We start from the raw sequence: 13,143 nt of genomic DNA on the forward strand, positions 1-13,143 counted from the left end.
TATAATGCTAGTATTTAGAATAATAAAAAAGGTAGGAGTATTCAATGGAGGAAAAGTTAAGACGTGATCTAGAAAAAAAGTATATAAATGAGAGAAATAGCGAAGAGGTAATAAAACTAAGCAGGCTTATGGATAAGATAATACTTGAAAAACAAATATCTAATTATGAAAAATATAAAAGCATATATGAGATTAGGGGCTTAGATAAAAAAGATAAGTGATATGATAAATTAATTTTTATAATGTTAAAAACTTAATGATTAGATATATTACTAAAATGTTTAATTAAAGGATAGCATTATGAACAATAAAATTAAAAAAAATTTTTATAATAACAATATAATAAAAGCAGCAATATTTATTACTTTAATATTATTAGTAGGGACAGTAATATTTATTAAACATATAAAAAGCTTACTAATAGAAGATACATATAAGTTTATTGAAAATATTCCGGTAAAATCGATATCTATGCAGTTCAAAGATGAAAAACTAGAATTAGATTATGATAATAGTGATTCACAACAAATATTAATATATATAATAGATTCCAAGGAAAATTTCTTTGATAAATTAAACCAAGAAAATGAAATAGCATTAAGTGAAGAAATGATTGTTTCTGATTTTAACAAAATATTGATATTTATTATATTCTTAGTAATTACAATGATTATTATAGTAATTGTGTTATTTGTAATAATCATAAGATTAAATAGAAAATATATAAAATTAAAGAATGATAATATCAATAAAAGAATGATTTTAGCTAGCATGGGGCATGAAGCTAGGACACCTATAAGCGGAATAATAGGACTAATATCAAAAGCTCAAAAAGAAATTAATGATAAAAATAAAGTTAAAGATAATTTAGAAAAAGTTAAATTAATATCTGAAAATTTACTTGAATTAGTAAATGATATTTTAAATGCTTCTAAAGTAGAATTAGGACAAATAAAAATCCTTAAACAAAAAATAAATATAAATAGCATGATAGAAAACATTAATATAATTATAAAAGATAAAGCAATTGAGAAAAATCAAACTTACAAAGTAATTACAGAAGGAATAGATAACTTAAATATAATAGGTGATGAAGTAAAGCTTAAGCAAGTTATATTAAATTTATTGATAAATGCGAATAAATTTACTCAAGAGAAAGGAGAGATAACATTAAAGGTAAAGCGGATTAATGATAATATAGATGAAAAAGTAAAAGTAATGTTTGAAGTTGAAGATAATGGAATTGGAATAAGTGAAGAGTTTATAGAAAAAATATTCGAGCCATTCTTGAAGGTAGATAATTTTAATAATAGCAACTTTGATGGTACAGGATTAGGTCTTTATATATGTAAGGAACTAATACAATTAATGGGTAGTAATTTAATTGTGGAAAGTACTTTAGGAAAGGGGAGTGTATTTAGATTTTATTTATATTTTGATAAACATTTTGATGAAGAAAGAAAAATTGTTAATAATGAATTAGATTTAGATATTTTAAGAAATAAGAAAGTTTTATTGGCAGAAGATAATGAAATAAATAGGATGATAGCAATAGAAATTTTAGAGGATCTAGGCTTAATTGTAGAGTATGCTACAAATGGTAAAGAAGCTATAGAGATGTTTAAAGCATCAGATATTAATTATTATAACTATATATTTATGGATGTTAGAATGCCAATTATTGATGGATATAATGTAACTAAAGAAATTAGAAATAGTATGAGACCTGATTCAAGAAATATAAAAATAATAGCAATGACTGCCAATACATTCCCAGAAGATAAAGAAGAATCGCTTAATATAGGAATGGATAAGCATATATCAAAACCAATAAATAAAAAAAGTATAATTGAAGCATTGTTGAATTGATGAAATAAATAATAAAAATACAAATAATTAAAGATAATGAACAAAGGAATGATAAAAGTAATATGTGGGTTAGAATAATAAGTGAAGTAGTTATATTTATTTTAATAGTAGTAGCTATTAAGTACATATTAAAATTTGTAAATAGAAAAAATTCTAAAAATAGTATTGAGAAAAGTTTAAATAAAGCCTTAGAAAAAGGTGAGTTTGAAATATATCTTCAGCCAAAATATAACTCGGAAAGTGATAGTATAGTAGGGGCTGAGGCTTTAGCAAGGTGGAATAATAGAAATGATGGTATAGTTAGTCCAGAAGTATTTATTCCTATACTTGAAAAAAATAAAAATATAGTAAAGTTAGATATGTATATGTTTGAAGAAGCTTGCAAAATTATTAATAGATGGTCAAAAAATAATGTTAGTTTGGTGCCTATATCAATTAATATATCTAAGATAACTATGAGTGAAAATGATAATTTCGTAATAGACTTAAAGAATATAATAAAAAAATATGATATAGATACTAGATTTTTAGAAATCGAATTAACAGAGAGAATAATGTTTAGGGAAACAAATAAGATTGTTTCTATAATAAAAGAAATAAAGAAGATTGGCATTAAAGTATCCTTAGATGACTTTGGCGCCGGATATTCATCTTTAAATATATTAAAAAATATTCCAATAGATATAATAAAATTGGATAAATTATTTTTAGATAAAAGGGATATATCAGAAAAAGGTAAAATAGTTATAAAAAATATTATTAATATGGCAAATGAGTTAGGTTTAGAAGTTGTTGCTGAAGGAGTAGAATTTTTAGAACAATCACAATTCCTAAAAAGTGTAGGTTGTGAAGTTGTACAAGGATATTTATATGGTAAACCAATGACTATAGGAGAATTTGAGAAGCTAGAAATATCTAATAGAGATCAGTATATAGAATCTATATCATAAGAGGTAATACAAATTCTAAAAAATTAATCTAATGTCTTTAATTAGCTCTTAAGTGAACATATATAAGTAAAATTATATATGTTCACTTTTTTACTCTTTAAACCAGTTATTATAATTAGAAGATAAAATCCGTAAGAAATATTTTATATATTGTGATAAACTATATTTATAATGAAATAATATTTAGTTCACAGCTTGGTTTAGGTAACAGGTAACAAGGTAACAAGGTAACAGGTGTAAGGTAATAGGTGTCAGGTAACAGGTAACAGGTTTTTAGTTCACAGTGCACAAGGCACAGTTCACAGCTTGGTTTAGAAAGCTATAAAATTGAGTAGAGGCAAAGTCGTAAGGGGGAATACAAATGAATAAAAAAGGAATAGTTTTTTTTGATGTAGATGGAACACTAATTGATTGGACAAAAGGTATCCATTCTCCAACTAAAACTACAAAGGAAGCTATAAATAAATTAAAAGAAAATGGTTATTTAACTGTTTTAGCAACAGGAAGACCAAAGAGTTCTATTACTGAAGAGATAGAGGCTTTAGGTTTAAATGGATATATAGCGTCTAATGGAGCTTATGCAGAAATTGAAAATGAAGTGATATTTAATGAGTGCATAAATAATGAAAAACTTAAAGATCTACTATATTTTCTTGAAGAAAATGAAATAGTATATATTTTAGAGGGTCAAGAAAAGAATTATGTTTTAGATATAAATAACGAAAAAGTTAAATATCTTATAGATAAAGCTAATTTAGATATAGATAGTTTTACAGATAATTGGACTAAAGAAGATGTAAAAACAAGCAAGATAATAGCTATAGGTAAGAATGAAAATTCTTATAAGATAGTCCGTGAAAAATATAAGGAAAAAGAATTTGCATTTATGGCAAACCAATTTGGTGATACTTTTGAAATATATATAGCTAAATACACAAAAGGGTATGGCGTAGAACATTTATTAGAGAGACTTGATATTTCTAAAGACTATGCATATGCTTTTGGTGATGGTGAAAATGATATAGAAATGTTTCAAGCTATAAAATATGGTATAGCTATGGGTGGGTATCATAAAGATTTAGAGCCACACGCTTTTGATTTTACAGAAGATGTTGAAAATGAAGGGATTTATAAAGGACTTAAAGAGTTAGAACTAATTTAATCAGTTCACAGTGCACAAGGCACAGTTCACAGTTCGGTTTAGGGAACAGGTAACAGGGAACAGGTGTCAGGTAATAGGTAACAAGGTAACAGGGAACTGCGAACTGTAAACTTTGAACTAATTGAGACTGTGAATTGTGAACTGACAACTGTGCACTGAACAAAAGAGAGGAGGAGATTTTATGAAAATTGCAATAATTGGTTTAGGAGCAATAGCTAAAAAAGCTTATCTACCAATCTTAACAGTAAAGGAAGGCGTGGAACTTTTAATATCTACTAGGAATAAAGAGGTTTTAGAAGAGGTTTCTAATAAATATAGGATAGACAAAGCATATAATAACATTGAAAACTTATTAGAAGAAGAGATAGATGCTGCAATAATTTCAACTCATGCAGATGGACACTACGAAATAGCTAAAAAGTTAATAAAAAAGGGTGTTAATGTATATATAGATAAGCCAATTAGTTTTAACTTTAATGAGGCGAAAGAAATAGAAGCTTTATCAAAAGAAAATAATGTTATTGCTATGGTAGGTTTTAATAGAAGATTTTGCCCACAAATTAAAGCACTTAAAGATAAGGGAAAAGCAGACATAATAATAATGCAAAAAAATAGGGAGTATCCACCTGGGGATATTAGAAGATTTATTGTGGAAGATTTTATTCATGTTGTGGATACTTTAAGATTTTTAATGGATGAAGAAGTAAAATCATTAGATATTAATTACTCAAAAGATAATAATAATCTTAATAGTGTAGTTGTTACTTTTAAAGGAGAAAATACAACTGCAGTTGGAGTAATGAATAGAACAGCAAAAATTACAGAAGAAAATATAGAATATATGATTAAAGGTAATAAGTATGTTGTTGAAGATTTAGTAGATATGATAGAAGTTAACAATGATGGAAAAACCAAAACTACCTTTGGTGGATGGGAAACAACATTATATAAAAGAGGATTTGAAAATTTACTAGACTATTTTATTAATTGTGTTAAGGAAAATAAACTTCCAAATCCATCAATTAGTGATTCTATAATTACACATAAAATATGTGAAGAAATTGTGGAATTTTGCCAACTAAAATAGTGAACTTCTTGCAGTTCGCAGTGCACAATTCACAATTCAGAGTTTTTAGGGATAAGGTAACAGGGAACAGGTAACAGGTTATAAATTTAAAATTAAGAATCAAAACGAAAAATTAAATCAATTTTGCTCTGCAAAATTCTCTGTTACTTGTTAATTGTTCCCTTCCACCCATTATAATCAGAAACTATAAACTGTGCCTTGTGCATTGTTAATTATGAATTGGTACATAAGGAGTGATGAGAAGTGGAAAAAGAAGCATTGGATATCTTAAAATCAATGCAACAAGATATGCAGGCAATGAAGCATGAAATGAAAACTATGCAACAAGGTATGGAAACAATGCATCAAGATATTAATGCCTTAAAAGTAGAGCAACAAAGAGCTAATGAAAAGTTAGATAGAATTGAAAATAAAATAGATATAACCTATGATCAAGTAGCTAGAAGTGCTGAAGATGTAATTAGTATTAAAAGTGATCTTAATTTTGTTGAGGAAGTTACTGCAAGAAACTGTAATGATATAGAAAAACTAAGAGGAATTAAATAAAGCGAAAAGCTATTACTTCGTATTAATAAGTGCGAAGTAATAGCTTTTTTGTTATAAGTTTATTTATAGTCAATTAAAAACTATAACTTTTGATTGTATTGTAAAAAAAAATATTTGGGAGAATATTGGTAATTAGTATATAAAAAGAAAAGGTATAAAATAAAGTAAGATATTCAAATATTTACTTTATTAATATACTAATATAATCTATAATATTAATATATTAATTCTAAAGGAGGACATACATATGAAAATGTCATTTAAAAGTAAATATACAAAAATATTAATATGTTGTATTACAATATATTTAGGAATATTTATGATTTCTAGTTGTGGGAATAGGAGTAATAAACTACCCAATAATATACCTAATGTGAACATTATTGTTAATGGAGATAAATATAATACCATAAAAGGTGAAGGAACTTGGTTTGATAAAGAAATGGGAGGAGGAAATAGTTTTATAGGGCCGATAAATGAAAAGTTTAATGAAATATCATTTATAGAAGTTAATTCCAATGAAAAATTAAGTTTCGATATAAGCTATTTAGATAATATACAGGAAATAACTTTATATAATATAGAGTTTTCTGAAGTTGTTTCAGGAAAGAGAGTAAAGATAACAAATGATATTTATGAATTTAATGTTCCACAAGAGAAAGGTGAATATTATTATTCATTTAATATAGAGTGGGACGATACTCATAATTTTGAATATTTGTTTAAAATAAAAGTTAAATAATAAAAAAAGTTTATTATTTGTACATATATGTAAAATACTGTATAATTATGGTGAGGTGATAAATTATGAAAAAAATTTTTATTAAAACAATTCTGTGCTCTGCTATAATGTTAAGTATTTTAGGAGGAAGTATACAGGCAAGGGCAATGGAAAATATTCCTGTTAATTTTAATGAGATGAATGAACAAGTTATTACTGAACTTACTGATGGGGAACGTTTAGCTGGAGAGGAAAAATTAAGATTAGCAGAAGAATATGTAAAAAGTAAAAGTAGATTAAGGGGATATGGATCTATTAAAACATTATATAATTATCAAGCAGTTGTTCAACAACAAGGAAATTGGTGTGGACCTGCTGCAGCGTATAATGCTACAAATGGGGTTCGTACACAACAAGCATATGCTCAAGACTTACTTACTAATATGTATGGGAGTACTCCATTTCCAGGAACATGGACATATGTTATGAATACAGATAAGCCAGGAAATAATTATGCAGCAATTTGGGCTAGTAGCTACTCTGACTGGAGATCAAAATTAAAAGATGCAATAATTTACACAATAGATAAAGGTTATCCAGTTATAGCAGATTGCAGAATAACAACGGATACATCCACCCATTTGCACCCAGGATATTCATATGCTACTAACACATATCATTATGTAGCTGTTGTGGGATATGATGATAGACCAGATATAATACCAGCAGAAGTTTTAATAGTTGATTCAAATACTCATCCAAATTTACCAATAAAATATTGGACTACTGTTGATAAGCTAAAAGAAGCGACAAGAGAACTTGGAATAGTATGGTAGAATGAAGAAAAAAAGAAATCTAATATATTTACTTATATTAATTGTATGTACTTTTAGTATTTTATTTATTTTTAAAAATAAAATAAATAAATATATTAATAATTATAAATTAATGAATAAGTTTAATTATACTTACAAAATTAATAGTAATCTGGATGTAAAAGGAATCATAGACGAAAATAATATAATAATTCAAGATGGAGAAAAACTAATAAAGTATAATTTGAAAAAATCAAAAAGGGAGAATGTATTAGTATCAGTAGAAAATGGATATAATGTAAATTCAGTAAATACATTTGAGAATGGGATTATATGGGTAGAGACAAAAGATATACCTAATATATCAAGTAAAATATATATTAAGTATTATGATTCAGATAATATATTATTAATAGATGAAACTACAAATAAAATATTACCTCAATTGTCCGTAAGTGATAATAAAGTAGTTTACTATATAGCTGATGAAAAATTATTTAATATAAAAATGGTAAATTTAGAATCAGGAGAAATGAATATAATATCCTCATATGAATCAAATAATTCTAATAAGAAGTATATTTCGCAACCTAATATTAATAGTTCATCTATAGTTTGGTCATGTATGGATACTGAAAAGTCAATAATATATATATATGATATAAAAACTAATAGCATAAATGAATTATCAGATAATGAATTAATTTATAATCCTATTTTTAAGGGGAATATTTTATTAGGAATAAAACAAAATATATATTTTGATGAAGAAATAAATGATAGTTATTCATCAAATTATATAGTTGAATTTGATATTGAAAGTAAAAAATGGACAAAGTTTAAAGAAAATATTATTAGTAATTATGTTTTTGAACCTAAAGAATCAATATTTGCATTAGCATATAATTCAGATTTATTATATTGGACAAGTTCTTTAAGAAATGGAAATTATGTTTATGATTTTACTAATGATATATTTATTCCAATAATAAAAGAGAGCTATAATACTAATACTAATATAATATTTTCAAAGGAAAATATTATATATTATGAGGTTACTATTGAAGAAAACGAAAAATTAAAATTTATTTATAATATAAAATAATTTTATTCAGTAGAGTTGTCTAACTAAATAAAAAACTATATATTATATGGAATATGCCCTATAAGATAGACAATATAAGAAATTCTATCTTGTAGGGTACTTTTATATATAGTATTAATAAATAATATTAGTAGTCTTAATTTAAGTAAGAAGTTATTTAAAAATTAAGAAATCAAAATATTAACTAAAAAAATATATATAATGTTGATAATAGAAGAAGAATTAGAAAATATAATATTATTTGCACATATAGAAAAGCAAATGCAGATGGAAGAATGATGAAAGCCGCTAAAGAGTATACAGTTTTACAAAAATCATTAAATAGAGAATTTGGTCAAGATATCCACGTCAAATTATTATTAACGTATATAATATATTGATATTGTAAGAATGATTAAAAGGCTTATTTTTGAACTACTTTAGATAAAGAAACAAATAAATTATTAATTAAATCCAATTTTTAAAATAAGGTTAAGAAATTTCCCAATTAAAAAAATTCTATATTTATGTAATTGTAAGTTTTGTAAAGAAAAATGTTTACAATCAAAATACAATTTTTGTAAAAATTTCTAGGCAAAAAATTTGACAATCTGACAACTTAATGTTAGTATAGAGTTGTTAAAAGATTGGGGAGGTAATTTATGATAGAATTTAAAAATATAAAGAAAAGCTATAAAAATAACGTTATATTAGAAAATTTCAACTTAAATATAGAAGATGGAAATCTAGTTGTACTAATAGGATCAAGTGGTTGTGGTAAAACAACTTTATTAAAAATGATAAATAGATTAATAGAATCCACATCAGGAGAAATATTAGTTAATGGAAAAAACATAAATCATATGGATCCTATAGAACTTAGAAGAAGTATAGGATATGTAATTCAACAAACAGGTTTATTTCCACATATGACAGTGAAGGAAAACATAGAAATAATTCCTAAACTTATGGGAAAAAGCCAAGAAGAAATAGATAGAAAAACAATAGATTTATTGAATATGGTTGGATTAGAGCCAGAAAAATATAGTGATAGATATCCAGTAGAACTAAGTGGAGGACAGCAACAGAGAATTGGAGTTGCAAGAGCCTTTGCAACAGATGCTGAAATAATATTAATGGACGAACCTTTTAGTGCTTTGGACCCAATAACAAGAGCAGAGCTTCAAGAAGAGCTTTTTAATATTCAAAAGGAATATAGAAAAACAATAGTATTCGTAACTCACGATATGGATGAAGCTATAAATTTAGCAGATAAAATATGTATACTAAAAGATGGTAAAATACTTCAATATGATACTCCAGAAAATATATTAAAAAATCCAGCAGGAGAATATGTTGAAGAGTTTGTTGGTAAAAATAAAATATGGACTAAGCCTGAAATGATTAAGGCAGAAGATGTTATGATATCAAAGCCAGTAACAGTTAGTCCAAAGAGAAATTTACTTCAAGCAAGAGAAATAATGAGAGAAAAAAAAGTAGATAGTCTATTAGTAATTAATAAAGAAGGAAAGCTTTTAGGATATATCACTTTAGAAGCAATACAAAAAATAGAAGAAAAAAATATATTGGTTGAAGAAGTAATGAATAAAAACCCAGAATGTGTATGTGGAGATAAGAATCTACCAGAATTATTAGAAATATTTAATAATTTAAAGAAGGGATACTTACCAGTATGTAGTGATGAAGGGAAACTTTTAGGATTAGTAACAAGAAGTAGTTTAATATCAGTTTTAAGTAGCCAATATATAGAAATGGGAGGAGATAATTAATGAATACTTTTATGGAACAATTAATGACGAAGAAGTCAGAAATACTATCTCTTCTATTAGAACATATACAACTTACAATTATAGCAGTATTAATAGCAGTAGTAATCGGAGTGCCACTAGGTATTTTAATAACTAAAAATAAAAAATTAGCTAATGCTGTAATTGGGTTTGCAAACTTAACTCAAGCTATACCAAGTTTAGCTATATTAGGTTTCTTGATACCAGTTATAGGTATAGGATCGGCACCAGCAATAACCATGGTAGTTCTATACTCTATGCTGCCTATAATAAAAAATACTTATACAGGAATTACAAATATAAATCCAGATATGCTAGAAGCAGCAAAGGGACTGGGTATGACAAGTGGTCAAACCCTTAAGCTTATAAAAATCCCTCTAGCTATGCCAGTTATGATGGCAGGTATAAGAATGGCAGCAGTTACAGCAGTTGGTCTTATGACAATAGCAGCCTTTGTAGGGGCAGGTGGACTTGGATACTTAGTGTTCTCAGGTATTCAAACAGTAGATAATAACCTTATATTATTTGGTGCAATTCCAGCAGCTGTACTAGCTTTAGTTATAGACTGGATAACAGGAAAAATAGAAGAAGCAACAATGCCAAATGGAATTAAAAAATCAGATGGAACTATGAAAGTAAGAAGAACTTCTTCTAATAAGAATAGAAAAAGAAATATAGTTATAGCATCTATATTAGCAATAGCAGTTGTAGGTGGAGTAATTGTTTCAAGTATATCAAATAATAGCAATAAAATAACTATAGGATCTAAAAACTTTACAGAGCAAATAATCTTAGGAAATATGCTTCAACAATTAATTGAAGATAAAACAGATATAGATGTACAAACAAAACTAAATTTAGGTGGAACTCAAGTTGCTTTTAATGCACTAAAATCAGGTGGAATAGATATGTATGTTGAATATACAGGTACAGGATATGTAAATATATTAAACATAACAGAGCCTAATTCAAATACAGATGAAGTATATAATGTAATGAAAGATAGATTTAAAGCAGATTTTGGTATTGATGTATTAAATCCAATGGGATTTAATAATACCTATGCAATGGCAGTATCTAAAGAAACAGCAGATAAATATAACTTAAAGACAGTATCAGATTTAGCCAAGGTATCTGGAGAATTAATAGCAGGACCTACAATAGAGTTCGCAAATAGAGAAGATGGTTTATTAGGACTTAATAAAGCCTATAATATGAACTTCAAAACAGTAAATCCAGTAGATGGTGGGTTAAGATATACAGCTTTAAATAGTAATGAGACACAAGTAATTGACGCATTTACAACAGATGGATTAATAGAGCAGTTTAAATTAACTGTTTTAGAAGATGATAAAAGTTTCTTCCCACCATACCACGCAGTCCCAATTGTCAAGGAAGAAACTTTAGAAAAATTCCCAGAACTTAGAGATGTTTTAGGAGAATTAGATGGAAAATTAACAGATGAGAAAATGAGAAAATTAAATTATGAAGTAGATGTAAATAAAAGAGATGCTAAAGTAGTTGCAAATGAATTCTTAAAGTCAGAAGGTCTAGTTGAATAGTGAAGAGGGAAAAGTGAAAAAGTTATGGAGATAACTTAATGATGAGTTATTTATAATGAAGGAATGAAAAAATTAGGGGATAGTTCTTTTGACAAGAATTATCCCTAATATTTTGTATTTAATAACATTCCCTTCAATATACATTGAAATTTATGTCGATTATTGATATAATTAAAATCTGTTTTAAAAGAGAATTTACTTTTATATAGAAATTTTTGGAGGGTTTGAAATGCCAAAGAGAATTGCCATTTTAGGTGGCCCAAGATGTGGTAAAACTACATTAATACAACAACTTTATGTAGAAATGAAAATCAGAGACTTAAGCGTGGGAGTAGCAACGGAGTATAGCACAGATTATCTAAGAGATAAAGGTATGATAGAAAATATAGCAGAACAATATGGAATTTATTTAGGACAACTTCACTTAGAAGAAAGTTTAAATGAATTTGATTATGCAATAACAGATTACGCTACGTTTGTACCTTACATATATGCAAGATTCATGCTTGGAGATAAAAAAAGAACAATAAAAGAAATAGAAATACTTAAGGATCTTTATGTACTAGCATTAAGAGATTTACCTAAGTATGATCATATATTCTTTGTTCCAAGAGAATTTGGTTATTCAAAAGATGGAGTAAGATGGCAGGATGAAGAAGTAGCACAAGCTGTGGACAAGGCTATATTAAGCTTTTTAGAAGCAGAAAATGTTAGATATACAGAAATAACTGGTTCAACAAAAGAAAGATCTGAAAAAATACTAGATATGGTAGGTATTTCTCAGGACGTAAATTTAGATATGGCTAAATAAAGGAGCTGTCTCCAATTGATTTTTGAATCAATTGCTGGAGACTGCTCCCTTTTTCAATTGTGAGAAGTTATTCAAATTATTTAAAAATAAGTGAAAGTGGAATTGATAAAAGCAATAAATAAAAAAAGAAAAGAAGAATTTTTTCAAAGGAAGATAATTCATTTTTTTTATAATCAATTATATTGATGGACTTTTCATCTTTTAAATGTTTAATTATATCTAAAAATAGTTGCTGAGTTTTATCACCAAAGGGTCTTGGGGAAAATTCTTTTCCATCTTTAAACTTAATACCTATTGTTTCACATTGATTCCACATGTCAATTAAACATTCTATATTTTCAATTTCATTGGAATATCCTTCTTCTAATAGATTATAAGTTCGTCCCATTTTATATATAAAGATTTTATAATTAGTAATGAATATTCCAAGATATATTGTTGGGTCTCCACCCATTGCTCCAGCCCAAATTCTATGAACATCCTTTTCAAAATAACTCTGAAGAGAAATAATTTTATATTTAATTCTATCATTCTTAGATAATTTAGATATAACTAGACTCTCCAATTCTAAAAATGCAATCTTTTTTAAAACTTTATCATTTTTTATTTTATAAAAATCCTGACCAATGGTATTTTCTTTATCAAGTGATATACTTTCTAAGGCTATAATTTCATCATCAGAGTATTCTATTGAGTTTAAGAGTTTTAATAAATCTTTATTTTCCATA

The 13,143-nt window shown here is 26.3% G+C and carries 13 protein-coding genes; 12 read left to right on the forward strand and 1 reads right to left on the reverse strand.

What is annotated here, in order from left to right:
• The first annotated feature begins 44 nt into the window (after positions 1–44).
• From ABDZ60_RS05050 to ABDZ60_RS05105, 12 genes are all read left to right on the forward strand, one after another.
• Complete coding sequence (locus ABDZ60_RS05050; protein ID WP_343776559.1) at positions 45–221, forward strand: hypothetical protein; 177 nt, start codon at positions 45–47, stop codon at positions 219–221.
• Between the two features lie 79 nt (positions 222–300).
• Positions 301–1,869, forward strand: coding sequence for a hybrid sensor histidine kinase/response regulator (locus ABDZ60_RS05055; RefSeq protein ID WP_343776561.1), 1,569 nt, complete (start codon positions 301–303; stop codon positions 1,867–1,869).
• A 62-nt stretch (positions 1,870–1,931) separates the two neighbouring features.
• Positions 1,932–2,819, forward strand: coding sequence for an EAL domain-containing protein (locus tag ABDZ60_RS05060; protein ID WP_343776563.1), 888 nt, complete (start codon positions 1,932–1,934; stop codon positions 2,817–2,819).
• Positions 2,820–3,180: 361 nt separating this feature from the next.
• Complete coding sequence (locus ABDZ60_RS05065) at positions 3,181–3,981, forward strand: Cof-type HAD-IIB family hydrolase (RefSeq protein ID WP_343776565.1); 801 nt, start codon at positions 3,181–3,183, stop codon at positions 3,979–3,981.
• A 181-nt stretch (positions 3,982–4,162) separates the two neighbouring features.
• Positions 4,163–5,068 (forward strand): Gfo/Idh/MocA family protein, encoded by a 906-nt coding sequence (locus ABDZ60_RS05070; RefSeq protein WP_343776567.1) that lies wholly within the window; start codon positions 4,163–4,165, stop codon positions 5,066–5,068.
• Positions 5,069–5,311: 243 nt separating this feature from the next.
• The gene (locus ABDZ60_RS05075; protein WP_016205634.1) at positions 5,312–5,614 is read left to right on the forward strand and encodes a hypothetical protein; all 303 of its coding nucleotides are present in this window, start codon (positions 5,312–5,314) and stop codon (positions 5,612–5,614) included.
• Between the two features lie 247 nt (positions 5,615–5,861).
• Positions 5,862–6,356, forward strand: coding sequence for a hypothetical protein (locus ABDZ60_RS05080; RefSeq protein WP_016205633.1), 495 nt, complete (start codon positions 5,862–5,864; stop codon positions 6,354–6,356).
• A gap of 65 nt (positions 6,357–6,421) precedes the next feature.
• The gene (locus ABDZ60_RS05085; protein ID WP_343776570.1) at positions 6,422–7,171 is read left to right on the forward strand and encodes a C39 family peptidase; all 750 of its coding nucleotides are present in this window, start codon (positions 6,422–6,424) and stop codon (positions 7,169–7,171) included.
• 1 nt (position 7,172) lies between these two features.
• Positions 7,173–8,255, forward strand: a complete 1,083-nt coding sequence (locus tag ABDZ60_RS05090; RefSeq protein WP_343776572.1) for a hypothetical protein — start codon at positions 7,173–7,175, stop codon at positions 8,253–8,255.
• A 641-nt stretch (positions 8,256–8,896) separates the two neighbouring features.
• Positions 8,897–10,024 carry an ABC transporter ATP-binding protein gene (locus tag ABDZ60_RS05095; protein WP_343776574.1) on the forward strand — a complete coding sequence of 376 codons (1,128 nt, stop codon included), beginning with the start codon at positions 8,897–8,899 and terminating at the stop codon, positions 10,022–10,024.
• The gene (locus ABDZ60_RS05100; RefSeq protein ID WP_343776576.1) at positions 10,024–11,604 is read left to right on the forward strand and encodes an ABC transporter permease/substrate-binding protein; all 1,581 of its coding nucleotides are present in this window, start codon (positions 10,024–10,026) and stop codon (positions 11,602–11,604) included. The genes ABDZ60_RS05095 and ABDZ60_RS05100 overlap by 1 nt, the downstream gene beginning before the upstream one ends.
• A 229-nt stretch (positions 11,605–11,833) precedes the next feature.
• Positions 11,834–12,415 carry an AAA family ATPase gene (locus ABDZ60_RS05105; RefSeq protein WP_047001241.1) on the forward strand — a complete coding sequence of 194 codons (582 nt, stop codon included), beginning with the start codon at positions 11,834–11,836 and terminating at the stop codon, positions 12,413–12,415.
• 76 nt (positions 12,416–12,491) lie between these two features.
• Here ABDZ60_RS05105 and ABDZ60_RS05110 read toward each other — a convergent pair whose 3' ends face one another.
• Positions 12,492–13,142, reverse strand: a complete 651-nt coding sequence (locus ABDZ60_RS05110; RefSeq protein WP_343776581.1) for a hypothetical protein — start codon at positions 13,140–13,142, stop codon at positions 12,492–12,494.
• Position 13,143 lies beyond the last annotated feature (1 nt).

The organism is Clostridium sartagoforme (assembly GCF_039521405.1).
Taxonomy (GTDB): domain Bacteria; phylum Bacillota; class Clostridia; order Clostridiales; family Clostridiaceae; genus Clostridium; species Clostridium sartagoforme.